The sequence below is a fragment of the Nonlabens sp. genome, from assembly GCF_965660805.1.
Taxonomy (GTDB): Bacteria; Bacteroidota; Bacteroidia; order Flavobacteriales; family Flavobacteriaceae; genus Nonlabens.
This window is the reverse complement of sequence record NZ_CBFIBE010000047.1, coordinates 1-14738: the sequence shown is the minus strand read 5'-3', so window position 1 is coordinate 14738 and position 14738 is coordinate 1. Positions and strand designations below refer to the sequence as shown.

At 36.3% G+C, this 14738-nt stretch carries 14 protein-coding genes and 1 tRNA gene; 7 read left to right on the top strand and 8 right to left on the bottom strand.

All coding sequences use genetic code 11. From position 1 onward, the window contains the following. Positions 1-185: 185 nt before the first annotated feature. Positions 186-725, bottom strand: coding sequence for a DUF1599 domain-containing protein (locus ACTF48_RS09840; RefSeq protein WP_438962983.1), 540 nt, complete (start codon positions 723-725; stop codon positions 186-188). 56 nt (positions 726-781) lie between these two features. On the opposite strand from ACTF48_RS09840, the gene folP reads away from it, so the two are divergent. Both folP and ACTF48_RS09830 read left to right on the top strand, forming a co-directional pair. Next, positions 782-1612, top strand: a complete 831-nt coding sequence (folP, locus tag ACTF48_RS09835) for a dihydropteroate synthase (RefSeq protein WP_438962982.1) — start codon at positions 782-784, stop codon at positions 1610-1612. A gap of 27 nt (positions 1613-1639) precedes the next feature. Continuing rightward, positions 1640-2416 carry a diadenylate cyclase gene (locus ACTF48_RS09830; protein ID WP_438962981.1) on the top strand — a complete coding sequence of 259 codons (777 nt, stop codon included), beginning with the start codon at positions 1640-1642 and terminating at the stop codon, positions 2414-2416. Between the two features lie 183 nt (positions 2417-2599). Here the strand turns inward: ACTF48_RS09830 and ACTF48_RS09825 are convergent, their stop codons facing one another. From ACTF48_RS09825 to truA, 3 genes are read right to left on the bottom strand one after another with little or no spacing between them, the layout of a single operon-like run. Next, a complete protein-coding gene (locus ACTF48_RS09825; protein ID WP_438962980.1) occupies positions 2600-4387 on the bottom strand; it encodes an ABC transporter ATP-binding protein in 1788 nt (595 codons plus the stop codon). A 2-nt stretch (positions 4388-4389) separates the two neighbouring features. Then, positions 4390-4848 (bottom strand): hypothetical protein, encoded by a 459-nt coding sequence (locus tag ACTF48_RS09820; RefSeq protein WP_438962979.1) that lies wholly within the window; start codon positions 4846-4848, stop codon positions 4390-4392. Then, positions 4845-5663, bottom strand: coding sequence for a tRNA pseudouridine(38-40) synthase TruA (truA, locus tag ACTF48_RS09815; protein WP_438962978.1), 819 nt, complete (start codon positions 5661-5663; stop codon positions 4845-4847). Before truA ends, ACTF48_RS09820 begins: the two co-directional genes overlap by 4 nt. Before the next feature lie 254 nt (positions 5664-5917). Between truA and ACTF48_RS09810 the strand changes: the two genes are divergently transcribed. Beyond that, positions 5918-6409 carry a metallophosphoesterase family protein gene (locus tag ACTF48_RS09810; RefSeq protein ID WP_438962984.1) on the top strand — a complete coding sequence of 164 codons (492 nt, stop codon included), beginning with the start codon at positions 5918-5920 and terminating at the stop codon, positions 6407-6409. A gap of 99 nt (positions 6410-6508) precedes the next feature. Here the strand turns inward: ACTF48_RS09810 and ACTF48_RS09805 are convergent, their stop codons facing one another. Further along, positions 6509-6919 carry a DUF4293 domain-containing protein gene (locus tag ACTF48_RS09805; RefSeq protein WP_438962977.1) on the bottom strand — a complete coding sequence of 137 codons (411 nt, stop codon included), beginning with the start codon at positions 6917-6919 and terminating at the stop codon, positions 6509-6511. Between the two features lie 201 nt (positions 6920-7120). Here ACTF48_RS09805 and rho point away from each other — a divergent pair, with 201 nt between their 5' ends. Beyond that, positions 7121-8806 carry a transcription termination factor Rho gene (rho, locus tag ACTF48_RS09800; protein WP_438962976.1) on the top strand — a complete coding sequence of 562 codons (1686 nt, stop codon included), beginning with the start codon at positions 7121-7123 and terminating at the stop codon, positions 8804-8806. Positions 8807-8977: 171 nt separating this feature from the next. After that, positions 8978-9568 carry a hypothetical protein gene (locus ACTF48_RS09795; protein ID WP_438962975.1) on the top strand — a complete coding sequence of 197 codons (591 nt, stop codon included), beginning with the start codon at positions 8978-8980 and terminating at the stop codon, positions 9566-9568. 436 nt (positions 9569-10004) lie between these two features. Here ACTF48_RS09795 and rpsT read toward each other — a convergent pair whose 3' ends face one another. The 3 genes from rpsT to proS form a co-directional block, all read right to left on the bottom strand. After that, complete coding sequence (gene rpsT / locus ACTF48_RS09790; protein WP_438962974.1) at positions 10005-10256, bottom strand: 30S ribosomal protein S20; 252 nt, start codon at positions 10254-10256, stop codon at positions 10005-10007. A gap of 37 nt (positions 10257-10293) precedes the next feature. After that, a tRNA-Glu gene (locus ACTF48_RS09785) sits at positions 10294-10365 on the bottom strand. An 85-nt stretch (positions 10366-10450) separates the two neighbouring features. Continuing rightward, positions 10451-11929, bottom strand: a complete 1479-nt coding sequence (proS, locus tag ACTF48_RS09780) for a proline--tRNA ligase (protein ID WP_438962973.1) — start codon at positions 11927-11929, stop codon at positions 10451-10453. Between the two features lie 110 nt (positions 11930-12039). Here proS and ACTF48_RS09775 point away from each other — a divergent pair, with 110 nt between their 5' ends. Next, on the top strand, positions 12040-13083 hold the full coding sequence (locus tag ACTF48_RS09775; RefSeq protein WP_438962972.1) for a hypothetical protein: 1044 nt from the start codon (positions 12040-12042) through the stop codon (positions 13081-13083). A 19-nt stretch (positions 13084-13102) separates the two neighbouring features. Then, positions 13103-14623 carry an OmpP1/FadL family transporter gene (locus ACTF48_RS09770; protein WP_438962971.1) on the top strand — a complete coding sequence of 507 codons (1521 nt, stop codon included), beginning with the start codon at positions 13103-13105 and terminating at the stop codon, positions 14621-14623. Positions 14624-14738: the final 115 nt, after the last annotated feature.

Sequence of the window (14738 nt, the reverse complement as noted above, 5' to 3'; positions counted from 1 at the left end):
ACTATGTGGTGTGAGGTATGTGGTATGTGGTATGAGGTATGAGGTATGAGAAAACTGAAAATTTAAGTTTAAGTTTAATTTTAAAAATTGAGAAACATTATACCAAAAACAACAATTAAATAGACTAAAGGCTCATTTACTTTTAAAAGCTGACATTCTTCAACCGCTGAACCACAAACTTTGAACTACTTCTCGTTTAAGTGAATCATTGCAAAAACCGCATAGTTGATCATGTCTTGATAGTTAGCATCTAGACCTTCTGAGACTATGGTTTTACCTTCATTATCTTCTATTTGCTTAACTCTCAGGAGTTTTTGCAGAATTAAATCAGTCAGCGAACTTACTCTCATGTCGCGCCATGCCTCGCCGTAATCATGATTTTTATCCATCATTAATTGTTTAGTAACTGCTACATGCTTATCATATAATTCCAGTGACTCTATGAGTGTTATATCTGGTTGCTCTACTACTCCTTTTTCAAGTTGTACTAGTGCCATTATGGAATAGTTAATAATCCCTATAAACTCACTTTCTTGACCTTCATCCACTTTAGATTCTGCAAGCGTTTGTAAACCACGTATGCGTTGCGCCTTAATAAAAATCTGATCTGTAAGTGATGGCAATCTTAGTATGCGCCATGCGCTACCGTAATCTTTCATTTTTTTAGAGAACAAATCTCTACAAGTAGTTATTACGGCATCATATTGCTGACTGGTCTGGGACATAAACGGATAATATTTTGTGTAAATTTCGGCTTTAAATTTCAAATAACCATATTTTAATGCATACCATCAATTGCAACGGTAAATTAATAGACTTTTCTACCCCACGGGTTATGGGAATCGTTAACGTTACTCCAGACTCTTTTTATGATGGCGGCAAGCTCAAGACTGATGCTGACATCATTTACCAAGTTTCTAAAATGCTAGAAGATGGCGCTACTTTTATAGACATAGGTGGCTACAGTTCTAGACCTGACGGGACAGACATTTCTGTGGACGAGGAACTGCGACGCGTCCTTCCTATGATAGATGTACTGGTAAAGGAATTTAAGAATCTTAACTTAAGTATAGACAGCTTCCGCGAAAGCGTCATTAAAAAAGCCATAGAACACGGAGCAAACTTAGTGAATGATATAAGTGCTGGACTACTCGATGATGCTACACTAGAAACCGTAGCAGCACTTCAAGTTCCTTATATTATGATGCATACTCGTGGCACGCCACAAACCATGAAGATGCTCACGAGCTATGAAAATCTCACTAAAGAGATTAATGTTTACTTCTCTGAACGCATAGCAGCAGCTCGTGCTCTAGGAATAAATGACGTTATTATAGATCCAGGTTATGGATTTGCCAAAACTCTGGATCAAAACTACGAGCTACTTAACAACCAAGATTTATTACTTGCCCATAAGGTTCCTATACTCGCTGGCGTGTCTCGCAAATCTATGATTTATAAAACGCTCAATACTACGGCGGCTATGGCACTAAACGGAACCAGTGCGCTAAATATGGTGTGTTTACAAAAAGGAGCTTCTTTACTTAGAGTACATGATGTGAAAGAAGCCATGGAAGTGATTCAATTATATGAACAGTTAGAAAAAAATTAAATTCTATTTTTACAAAAAACAACTTAAGTGGAGTTACCAGAAATTAGAATCCTAGATGTTATAGACATAGTGTTAGTGGCAGCACTTACATTTTACTTATACCGGCTGGTAAAGGGAACTCCAGCTATAAATATTTTTATAGGTATAGTCATTATTTATGTGATCTATAGCATTACCGAAACACTTAAAATGGAACTACTCAGTCGCGCGCTGGGTGCATTTACAGGAGCAGGAGTTTTTGCGCTGATTGTAGTGTTTCAACAAGAAATCAGGAAATTCTTGCTCATGCTGGGCTCTACAAACTTTACTTCGCGCAGTGGTTTTCTCAAACAATTACGCATCTTTAAAGATGATATAGATGCAGATCATACTACGATAGACCAGATCGTAAAAGCCTGCGATGAGATGTCACAAACCTTAACCGGAGCATTAATAGTCATTAAAAGAGATGGTAATTTAGATTTTATAAAAAACTCTGGAGACGCACAAGACATCATTATAAATGCCTCTATTATTAAAAGTATTTTCTTTAAAAACTCACCATTGCATGATGGCGCTATGATTATAGAAGGTAATCGTATCACGGCAACTAGAGTGGTTTTACCAGTTTCAGATAACAGAAAAATACCGCAACGCTTTGGGCTCAGACATAGAGCGGCTGTAGGGATTACAGAAAGAAGTAATGCTATAGCTATTGCAGTAAGTGAAGAAACAGGACAGATTTCACTAATTAGTAATGCAGAATTTGAAACATTTGAGAATTTAGAAGACTTATTTACTAGGATTAAAAAACATCTCGAATAATTAACGATGGAAAGGAACTGTAAAAACTGTGGTAGTTTAGTTTATGCCGGTAAGGCTTTTAAAATCTAAAAAACTTACAAGCCTTTCGGTAACCTCTACTGGAATTATCACTCCATAACCTTAAGGAATAGAGCACTTTTTAGTTCACGCTTTCGCTAAAGCGAATAAAGAATAATACAGGAACTATGAAGCAACTTCATCCTTAGCAAACTGTACTTCATAAAGATTCTTATAGTAGCCGTTCTTATTTTCAAGCAACTCTTGATGTGAACCTATTTCTACGATCTGGCCAGCATCCATTACTATAATTTGATCTGCTTTTTTAATAGTGGCAAGTCTGTGAGCAATGACTATGGAGGTGCGCCCTTGGGTGATCTTATCAGTAGCCTCTTGTATTAACTGCTCGCTGTAACCATCTACAGAGCTGGTTGCTTCATCCAGTACTAGAATACTAGGATTAGACACATAAGCTCTTAAAAAAGCAATCAACTGTCGCTGTCCAGAGCTTAACATTACTCCACGTTCTTTTACATTATAATGATATCCACCAGGAAGTGTACTTATAAATTTATGCACGCCTATTTCCTTAGCAGCATTAATAACGTCTTGCTCAGTAATACTGGCGTTATTTAGGGTGATATTATTTAAAATAGTATCTGCAAAGAGGAAAACGTCTTGCAGTACAACGGCTATTTCTGATCTAAGACTGCCCAGCTCATAATCCTTAGTATCTGTGCCATCTATTAAAATATGACCACTATCTATTTCATAAAAACGTGATAGTAAATTAATGATGGTAGATTTTCCTGCTCCTGTAGCTCCTACTATTGCAACAGTATCTCCAGATCCTACCTTAAAGTTTATGCCTTTTAAGACCAGTTCATCATCTACATAACTGAACTTCACATCTTCAAAGGTGATTTCTCCTTTTAAATTCTGTGCAGTGACATTACCAGAGTTTTCTATAGATGAATCTGTATCTAAGATCCCAAAAACACGATTTGCAGCTACCATTCCCATTTGAAGCGTGTTGAACTTATCTGCGATCTGACGTAGCGGTCTGAATAGCATTTGAGCTAGTGTAATAAACATGATAATTGTACCTATAGAAACTCCAGCTTGCTCTATAGAGTCATTTGCCACAATTAATTTAAAACCTACGAAGGCAATAAGAGCGATGGTAATGCTAGAAGCCATCTCTGCGATAGGGAAGAAAATAGAATTATACCATACGGTTCTTACCCAAGCATTTCTATGACGATCGTTAATTTCTTTAAACTGTTCATATTCTACTTTTTCACGATTGAATATCTGCACGATTTTCATTCCCGTTACTCGTTCTTGAACAAAAGAATTCAAGTTACTCACTTGATTACGCACGTCTTCAAAAGCTTTTTTCATAGCTTTTTGAAACACTCTAGTAGCATATAAGATAAAAGGCATTACAATTAGTGAAACTAGTGTAAGCTGCCAGCTCGAGTAAAGCATATAGCCCAGTACCACGAGCATTTTTAATAAGTCTGAAATGATTACAAATAAGCCTTGAGAAAAAATACTGGCTATAGTTTCTATATCACTTACCGCACGAGTAACTAACTTACCAACAGCACTTTTATCAAAGTACTTCATCTTAAAACTGAGCATGTGACTGAACAGTTTTAATCTCAAATCTCTAATAACCTGCTGTCCTAGCCAGTTTGCATAAAATATGAAGGAAAACTGAAGCAATACTTCTAGCAGCAGCACGCCTGCCATAATGGATATAACTATGTAGATATCTTCCACTCTTTGCGGTATGATATACTCGTCTATTAAATCCTTTGTTAACTTAGGCATAGCCACAGCAAGAGCTGCTAGTAATATAGCAGATAGTGCTACAAAGTAATAAGTAGCTCTATAAGGTTTAGTATAAGAAAGTAATCTTTTAAACAGCTTAAAATTAAAAGCGTTACCTGTAGTTTGATTTGACATATTTATTTCAATAAATGCGCAATACTTTCTCGCAATTCCTTCTCTTTTTGAGTTCCTATGATATATTCTTTATCGGTTGTTTTAAGATGTAATCCCATGGAACCTCTCACATTATAAGCTGTTCCATAATCTGTCCATAATCTAATTCCCCAGCCACCTATAAAACCATAATCGATTACTTGGGCCTTTTTTAAATGCTCCCAAGGGAATTCTCTTTTAACAAAAGGATAAAAATGAATAGCGATTTTTTCTTCTGTAATCCTAGTATCTAATCGCATGACGAAAATAAAAAGGAATAGTGCTACAAACAATATGATTGGGATAAGTTTAGTAGCTTCAAAACTTTGAACCGCATCTATACTCATGAATACTACAGGAACTCCTAAACTAACTGAAAGTATAACCCATAACCACCACTGATTGAAGCGTTGCGTTTCTTTAAAAAGGATTTTTTCTTTCATAAAAACAACTCTTTTGGGTATTCAATTTTTGATAAGAATAAGCCACCAGCTGGAGCACTTGCTCCTGCTTTGCTCCTGTCTTTTGCGGCTATAATGGCATGCATATCATTCACACTTTTTTTACCATACCCTATATCTAGCAAAGTACCTACTATAGCGCGTACCATATTGCGTAAAAAACGATTTGCCGTGATATGAAAAATAACTTTATGATCTCTAAATTCAAAACGTGCCTCAGAAACATCACAGAGAAAAGTTTTTACATCTGTATTTGATCGTGAAAAACATTCAAAATCTTTGTATTCTAAAAGAATTTGGGCAGCCTGTTGCATCAGTTCAAAGTCTGGTTTTCTAAAAAGAACATAAGCCTGTAATACCTGGAAAGGATCTGGTCTCAATAAAAAATGATACTCATAAGAACGTTTAACCGCATGAAACCGTGCATGAGCCTTATCAGTAACAGGCATAACTTGATAGACAGCGATATCCTTAGGCAACCACCTATTGAGTCTATAAACTAAATGCTCTAAATCAATTTCTCTATCATAATTAAAATGAGCAAGCATTTGTGAAGCATGAACACCAGCATCTGTACGTCCAGCGCCGGTTACCGCTACTTTTTCACGTAGCATTTTATGTAAACCATCTTCTAGAACTTCTTGTACAGTAATACTTTGCGGCTGTCGCTGCCAGCCATGATAGTGTGTACCATCATAAGCGAGTTCTATAAAGTATCGTGACTTATTTTGCATTGCGACAAAGATAGAAGAATGAACTTGAAATTGAACTTTGAAAAAGAAGATAGATCGTATCATGAAACAAATTAGAACTAATACCACTATACTTAAAGTTTGCAAAATGTAAACCGTTTCACTACAAGTGTTGTCATTCAATAAAGGACTTACTTTTCTATTGATTTAGATTTGGTTTACATTTTTTAATGATCACATAATTCCATTAAAAATTGATTTTCACTAGGATTCTTAAAAAACGAATAATCCGCGACTTATGAATCAAAAACTCACAACTCAAAGACTCACAAACTCATGCACTCACAACCTATCTTTGCATTATGAAAATATTACTTCTATCAGACACACACAGTCATATCGATGATTTTATCCTCAAGTACGTAAAGCAAGCTGATGAAGTATGGCACGCTGGTGACATAGGTGATCTCAAAGTAACTGATCAAATCGCTGCTCTTAAACCACTACGCGCTGTATGGGGAAACATAGATGATGATAAAGCTAGAATGCAGTTTCCAGAGCACAACCGTTTCATTTGTGAAGGAATGGATATATGGATCACGCACATAGGTGGCTATCCTGGGCGTTACAATCAGCGTGTGCGTCCAGAAATTTATGAAAACACTCCAGATGTTTTTATATGCGGCCACAGTCATATTCTTAAAGTGATTCATGATAAAAAAATCAATTGCCTCCACATGAATCCAGGAGCCATAGGAATGCATGGATTCCATAAAAAAAGAACCATGCTGCGTTTTGAAATTAACGCTGGAAAGATGAGTAACTTAGAGGTGATTGAAAAAGATCGATAAAAATGGTTTAGAATACGCTTTCGCGAAAGCGTATAAAAACAAAAACCTGCAAGGTGGCGCCTCACAGGTTTTTCACTAAATAAACTAAGATACAGTGTTTTAACGAAAACGATCTGCAGATTTTACGAGTTGCTCATCCCTACGGATAGCTCTGTTTGCCAGAACTAAAAAAACGATAGAAATGATAGGTATAAGCATCCCAATGCCTTTCTCAGAAACCGCCGTTTCTCCAGACATAGTTAGCAATCGATAAACGAAAACTCCTAGCAAAATAAGGTTCAATAAAATATTAAGACGGTTTATAACCGTTTGTAACTTCCTGTTATTATAAATAAAGATAGCCACCAGCGAAAGTAACGCACTTACTACAAAAGCAGCAAAGTAACTCATCACATCCATCGCTACGAACTCGTTCCCTTTTCCATCTACCCATAAACTTACTACAAATATAAGCCCGCCAGAAACGGCAGCAGCAATAAGAAGGTATATGGTTTGAATACGTTGAATCATAGAAAAAGTAACCTAAAAACTTTATTTAACTCGAGGTCAAAAATAATATATATCCTCAAAAAAGCATAGCTCATATTAATATTTATATGTATTATTGCAGCACCGAGAAGTTAACCACCTCTTACTAGGTTAACTAACCCCTAATATTTTCTTATTCTATCGGTTTATCAACAGAATGATACTTCACACACTTTATAACATATGTTTCAAATCGCTGATTTAAAATCAAAAAAGCTACCTGAATTACAGGAAATAGCCAAAGGACTTAATGTACCTAAATACAAGCAGCTCAGAAAACTAGACCTAGTTTACAAAATTCTTGACCTACAAGCTGCAAACCCAGATGTGGTAAAAAAACTAGATGTAGAATCTACTCCAGAAAAGGTAGAAAAAAAGCCTGCAGCTAAAAAAGAAGCTCCAAAACAGCAGCGCAAACCCAATCCTAGAACTAAAAAAACAGAGGAGAAAAAAGAAGAATCAAACCCTAAGAAGGAAGATTCTTCAAAGAAAGATCCAGCTGCAAAAAAAGAACAACGAGCACCGCGACCTAAGAAAAATGATAATCGCAGTGAAAAATCACCTCGTCATAATGATAAGTCATCTCAAAATGACAAATCATCTCAAAACGATAAGCGCAACGATCAAAATAATGACCGCAACGACAGAAATGATCGTAATACTCGTAATAAAAACCAGCGCAATAACAACCAAAACAACGTTCCTAAAGGAAATAAAGACACGCGTAACCGTTACCGTGATCCAGATTTTGAATTTGACGGGATTATTGAGAGTGAAGGTTGTTTAGACATGATGCCTGACGGGTATGGATTCTTGCGCAGTAGTGATTACAACTACCTCGCTTCACCTGATGATATTTACGTATCTCAATCACAAGTGAGACTTTTTGGACTTAAAACAGGTGATACCGTTTTAGGAATGGTACGCCCACCTAAGGAAGGAGAAAAATACTTTCCGCTTATTAAAATTATAAAAATAAACGGATTAGACCCTAGTGTAGTAAGAGATAGAGTCTCTTTTGAACATTTAACACCTTTATTTCCAGACGAGAAATTTAACATCGCTGAGCGTCAATCATCTCCATCTACTCGCATTATGGATCTCTTTGCCCCTATAGGTAAAGGACAGCGTGGTATGATCGTAGCACAACCTAAAACAGGTAAAACCATGTTGCTAAAAGATATCGCAAACGCCATAGCAGCTAACCATCCTGAGGTGTACCAACTCATTCTTCTAATAGATGAACGTCCTGAAGAAGTAACAGACATGCAGCGCAATGTAGATGGTGAAGTAATAGCCTCTACATTTGATAAAGAAGCTCACGACCATGTTAAAGTAGCAAACATAGTCCTAGAAAAAGCAAAACGCATGGTAGAATGTGGACATGACGTAGTCATTTTGCTAGACTCCATAACGCGTCTAGCAAGAGCCTATAATACCGTTCAACCTGCCAGTGGTAAAGTCCTTTCTGGAGGTGTAGATGCAAACGCACTGCATAAACCTAAACGATTCTTTGGAGCTGCTCGTAATATAGAAGGTGGTGGTTCACTAACCATTATCGCTACTGCACTTACTGAGACCGGTTCTAAAATGGACGAAGTAATCTTTGAAGAATTTAAAGGTACTGGTAACATGGAATTACAGTTAGATCGTAACATTTCTAATCGTAGAATATTCCCTGCTATAGACTTAACCTCATCTTCTACACGTCGTGATGACTTACTCCTAGACGAGCAAGCTGTTCAGCGCATGTGGATTCTAAGAAAATACCTTGCAGACATGAACGCCGTTGAAGCCATGGAATTCATTTCACAACGCATGAAACAAACTCGCAATAATGAGGAGTTCTTAGCAACTATGAATAGTTAAAAAGTTTATCTCAAAACCACAGTAAAAGAGTCTTCCCTAAATGAAGGCTCTTTTTTTTTATGCTTTCGCGAAAAAAATACTTGAAAAAGATCGCATATATTTAACCACAGTTAAGCTTTACCAACAAATTATTCTTATTTTTATAGTTGTTTCACTGTAAAAATTAAACTTTTGAAAACTTACTTAGTCATTATCCTATCATTGAGCTGCTTTGCTATTAATGCTCAAGACACCGCAACGGTACAAGATAAAAGCATCAAAACTCAATTTGAACAAACCATAAAGGAAGGTGGTCGTTACCAGGACTATAAAGTCATAAAACAGCGTAAACTAGAAGAACTTAAGAATCAAACCATCTCACGCATAGAAGGCTTAAAGGATTCTATAAACTTACTGGAGAAACAGATCATTAATAAAGATAAGAACACACTACTTCTTGAAAAACAAATTAAAAAGAAAGACCTAGAATTAACTCAAATAAGTGACGAGAAAAACTCGATATCTTTATTTGGTATCATGCTCGATAAATTAACTTACAATTTAATTCTATGGACTATAATAGTCGCTTTATTATTAGCTCTTTTTATGATAATATTCAAGTATCGTAATAGTAATGAAATCACTAAAGTCTCTCAATCAAACTTAAAACTAGTCGAAGAAGAGCTGGAAAACTATAAAAGAAGATCCATTGAAAGAGAACAACAACTGAGCCGTCAACTCATGGATGAGCGCAAAAAGAATAATAGCAGCAGTAATTCATAGAAAACATTAATACTCTCTAGTCACTTACATTTCTAAAGCTAGGTTATTATAAGAAAGATTAGATTCTTTATGACATCTATAATTATCCTTAACTCTTCAGGTTTAACATTTTTTAAAAAGAGAACCTTTTCATTAAAGATTCTATAATACCTAAAAGAACCAGCGACTTCTTTCAGCTTTAATACCAAATTGAATTTATAAAGTCTTAATAAATAGTTTCTTTTTCACTTACTTTTCACTTAAAATTATTTCCGTAGCTTAGGCTATGCAAAGAATTTTTAGCTTCAACTAAGCAAAAAATAATTCAATTTATTTTAACGACACTATAAACACAAATTGGTATAAGACATTGGGTAAAAGCAGAAATCACCAATCTATAACATAAAAAAGCCTTTCATTTCTGAAAGGCTTTTAAATAATAATGTAGTTGGATATACTATAAAGTATTCACAAACTTAGCAAGTTTAGATTTCATGTTAGACGCTTTATTATCGTGAATAATATTACGTTTTGCAAGCTTATCAATCATTGAAGTTACCTCTACGTAAAGAGCTTGAGCTTCAGACTTATCTTCTGTCTCACGCAACTTCTTGATAGCATTACGAGTAGTTTTGTGCTGGTACTTGTTTCTAAGTCTCGCTACTTCGTTTCTTCTAATTCTTTTTAAAGCACTCTTATGATTTGCCATATACTATTAAATGTGGTTTTTTAAAACCTATTTGTTGTAGCCCGTAGGGGAATCGAACCCCTCTTACCAGGATGAAAACCTGGCGTCCTAGCCGATAGACGAACGGGCCATTAATATCTCGCTCGTTAAGCGGATGCAAAAATAAACACTTTTTTCAATCCCGCAAATACTAAACGCAACTTTTTTAAAAAAAATTAATATGCCTTTGCAAATAACACTCTTTGCTTAGATACTTTTCCTGTGTAAACACACTTTCCTTCTTCTAGTTGAGCATCTAGTGGTATACATCTAATGGTAGCCTTAGTGAGCTCTTTAATCTTATCTTCTGTAGCAGTAGTACCATCCCAATGAGCAGAAATAAAACCACCTTTCTGATCTAACACACTTTTAAATTCTTCAAAAGAATCCACCTCTGTAATATGAGCATCACGGTAATCCAAAGCCCTTTCAAATAGAGTAGATTGAATCTCCTCTAGTAGATTCACCACCTTATCTTCTATTCCTTCAAGACTTGTTGTTTCCTTAGACAAAGTATCTCTTCTGGCTAACTCTACAGTACCATTTTCTAAGTCACGTGAACCTATGGCTATTCTTAAAGGAACTCCTTGTAGTTCATGTTGAGCAAATTTTGCTCCAGGTCTTAAAGTATCACGCTTATCATAAGTAACAGAAACTCCTTTACCTCTAAGAGATGTCATAATTCCATTCACTACGGCCGTAATAGCTTCAAACTGCTCCTCAGTTTTAAAAATAGGCACAATGACCACTTGATTAGGCGCTAAATTAGGAGGCAGCACTAAACCTTTATCATCACTGTGCGTCATTATTAGAGCTCCCATTAATCGTGTAGAAACTCCCCAAGAAGTTGCCCAGACATACTCTTGCTTTCCTTCTTTAGAGGTAAACTTCACATCAAATGCTTTTGCAAAATTCTGTCCTAAAAAGTGTGACGTCCCAGCTTGTAACGCCTTACCATCTTGCATCAGTGCTTCAATGCAATATGTCTCATCTGCACCTGCAAAACGTTCACTTTCTGTCTTAAGACCCTTTATTACAGGTATGGCCATAAAGTTTTGAGCAAAAGCAGCATACACATCATTCATTTGTTCTGCCTCCTCAAGAGCTTCTTGTTTTGTAGCATGTGCTGTATGACCTTCTTGCCATAAAAACTCTGCTGTTCTTAAGAATAATCTAGTCCTCATTTCCCATCGCACTACATTTGACCACTGATTAATAAGAAGAGGCAAATCGCGATAAGACTGAATCCAACCTTTATACGTATTCCAAATTATAGCCTCACTTGTAGGTCTTACTACTAGCTCTTCTTCTAATTTAGCCTCAGGATCTACACGTAGTTTCCCTGGGTTCTCAGGATCATTTTGCAATCTATAATGTGTAACTACAGCGCACTCTTTAGCAAATCCTTCAGCATTCTTCTCCTCGGCCTCAAAAAGACTTTTAGGAACAAAAAGAGGGAAATACGCATTTTGATGACCCGTTTCTTTAAACATGCGGTCTAATTCTGCTTGCATTTTTTCCCAGATAGCATAACCATACGGCTTTATCACCATACAGCCTCTAACAGCGCTATTCTCAGCCATATCTGCTTTTACGACCAGTTCATTATACCATTTAGAATAGTCTTCACTCCTACTTGTTAGGTTCTTTCCCATGCACTTTGTTTTGGCACAAAACTTGCAGTTTAAAATTAAGTTTTGTTAAAAGGTTTATTTAAAAGCCCAAAACTACTTATTTTTATCCTATCATCATAAATTATTACGCTATGAGAACTAATACTACGCAATTATCGAGATTTACAAGTATCACTGCTTTATTAGCATTGATATTAACGCTTAGTTCCTGCGGCTCTTTTGAGGCCGTTTCATATAATGACGGCATTTATGGTGATTCAAATAATTATGAAACTGAAGAAGAAGTAGAAGTAGAAACCACTTATCAAGAAAATAGCGGCTCTTATTATAAAAACTTATTTGCTGAAAAAGCAGAACAATATGGAAACAACTTCTCTCAGGAAACCGTTTTCACAAATGTAGACACCTATTCCTCTCAAAGCTACGATGAGTCAACCCCAGATTACACCGCAAACTATGGTGGTGGTAACGCTGGCTTTGGTGACAATCCTAATTCAGTAGTTATCAATTATTATGATAACGGCTGGAATAATTGGGGCTGGAATAATTGGGGATGGAATAACGGCTTCGGTTGGAATGGCGGCTGGGGCTGGAATAATGGATTTGGATGGAATGGTGGATTCGGATGGAATGGTGGATTCGGATGGAACAACTGGGGTTGGGGAAATCCTTGGAGATGGAACCGCAATTTCGGCTGGAATAACTGGGGCTGGAATAACGGCTTCGGTTGGGGCTGGAACAATGGTTGGGCTTGGAATAATGGATGGGGAAATTTTTATGGAAGAAACCACCTCTCCTTCAATAACGGTTATAGAAATTACTACGGAAGAAACGGTCTAGCTAATTCTAGAGGAACATCTTCAGTAGGAAACAGAAATACTACTAGACGTAATGTAGGTCGAGGCACTAATAGCACTAGCCGCAGCCGCTCTACTTCTGCAAGAAACTCTAGAACTACCAGTAGAAATAACTCTGGTGTTTCTAGAAGAAGTTCTACCAGAAATTCCTCAGCAAGAAGCAACTCTTCTAGTAGATCATCTAGGTCATCTACTATGCGTAGCAGTTCTAGATCTTCAAGGTCATCTAGCGCTAGATCTTCTAGCAGTAGAAGCAGTAGCAGAAGCTCCTCTGGAAGATCATCAGGTGGATCTCGTTCAAGTGGCCGTAGAGGATAATTTATAATCACATTTTATTATGAAGAAATTAATATTTACAAGTGTCCTAATATTAGGCGCCCTAACTACCTATGGACAAACCGTAGCAGATGGATTACTTTATGGACAGCAAGGATCTTATGGAACTGCCAGATTTAGAGGAATGAGTGGAGCTTTTGGGGCCTTAGGTGGTGATTTAACAGCTGTAGGAGCTAATCCTGCAGGTTCTGTAGTGTTTGCAAACCACTTTGCAAGCGCCTCTTTAAATTTCACCAATAATCAAACGGATAGTAGTTTCAATGGAACTTTTAGTGAAGATAATGACAATGATTTTACTTTAAACCAAGCCGGTTTTGTTCTTGTCTATGAAAATCAAAAAGAAGACGCAACAATCACTAAATTCTCGTTTGGTTTAAATTATGACGACACTCGTAATTATGATAACCAACTTTTTATAGCTGGCTCTAATAATATTTCTATTTCTGAATACTTCCTGAACTTTGCCAGTGGAGTAACATTAGAAAATTTCCAACTCCTGCCCGACGAAAGTGTTTCTGGACTCTATAGGTTTCTAGGAGAGGATCAAGGCTTTGGTTCTCAACAAGGTTTTTTAGGTTATCAATCATACGTCATTGACCCAGTTGACGACTCAGACCCATTAGGATCGCAGTACATTTCAAATACTGGTACAGGAACTTTTAATCAACAATTAAGTCAGAATTCCTCTGGATATCAAACTAAACTTTCCTTTAATGGAGCTATAGAGGTAAAAGATCGTTTAAGCATAGGATTCAATATAAACGCACACTATATAGATTATCAAAGATCTACCTCTTTCTATGAACAAAACAATAACGGCGCTCTGGTAGACCTTGTTAGATTCAATAATGATCTAGACGTACAATCGTCTGGTATTTCTTTACAAGTAGGAGCTATTGCAAAAGTTACTGATGAAATTAGAATAGGTGCAAGTTATGCATCACCTACCTGGTATGAAGTAGAAGAGAGCATTTCACAATCTATTCTGGCACGTAGAAATGATGGAAGCGGCGGTACTATTACAGAAATAATTGATCCAGATGTGATTACTATTTTTGCTCCCTATAATTTAAGAACACCAGGAAGTATAACTGGTAGTTTTGCTTACATTTTTGGCAAAAAAGGATTGATAAGCATAGATTATAGTTCAAAAAATTATGCCAGTTTACTTTTCAAACCTAGAAATGACGCATTTTTTGCAGCAAATAATCAACAAATTAAACAAGAGTTAACCAGATCAGGAACACTGCGCATAGGTGGTGAGTATAGAGTAAAAAACTGGTCAATAAGAGCTGGCTACCGCAGTGAAGAGTCTCCTTATAAGAACAAAGACATTATGAGTGACCTTACTGGTTATAGTTTAGGGCTAGGTTATACTTGGGGTAAAACTACACTAGATATTTCTTATGATCGCGCTGAAAGAGACTTTAGTCAGCAATTATTTGATGCTGGTCTTACCTCTAGCGCTGGAGTGAATAACATTCAAAACAACATTATAGCCACTGTAGGATTCAATTTTTAAACCAGATAAAGCTGTAATTAAAAGCCATTAAAATTTGAACTTATACCAATTTATGTTTCTAATGCCGTATTCTTAATTTGAATTATTTTTTGACTAGATGATAAAGAAAATTAAA

Coding starts and splice junctions, on each gene's coding strand:
- ACTF48_RS09770 (WP_438962971.1), top strand. CDS start 13,103: ATGAAGAAATTAATATTTACAAGTGTCCTAATATTAGGCGCCCTAACT.
- folP (WP_438962982.1), top strand. CDS start 782: ATGCATACCATCAATTGCAACGGTAAATTAATAGACTTTTCTACCCCA.
- rpsT (WP_438962974.1), bottom strand. CDS start 10,256: ATGGCAAATCATAAGAGTGCTTTAAAAAGAATTAGAAGAAACGAAGTA.
- ACTF48_RS09840 (WP_438962983.1), bottom strand. CDS start 725: ATGTCCCAGACCAGTCAGCAATATGATGCCGTAATAACTACTTGTAGA.
- ACTF48_RS09775 (WP_438962972.1), top strand. CDS start 12,040: ATGAGAACTAATACTACGCAATTATCGAGATTTACAAGTATCACTGCT.
- ACTF48_RS09805 (WP_438962977.1), bottom strand. CDS start 6,919: ATGATTCAACGTATTCAAACCATATACCTTCTTATTGCTGCTGCCGTT.
- ACTF48_RS09825 (WP_438962980.1), bottom strand. CDS start 4,387: ATGTCAAATCAAACTACAGGTAACGCTTTTAATTTTAAGCTGTTTAAA.
- rho (WP_438962976.1), top strand. CDS start 7,121: ATGTTTCAAATCGCTGATTTAAAATCAAAAAAGCTACCTGAATTACAG.
- truA (WP_438962978.1), bottom strand. CDS start 5,663: ATGATACGATCTATCTTCTTTTTCAAAGTTCAATTTCAAGTTCATTCT.
- ACTF48_RS09820 (WP_438962979.1), bottom strand. CDS start 4,848: ATGAAAGAAAAAATCCTTTTTAAAGAAACGCAACGCTTCAATCAGTGG.
- proS (WP_438962973.1), bottom strand. CDS start 11,929: ATGGGAAAGAACCTAACAAGTAGGAGTGAAGACTATTCTAAATGGTAT.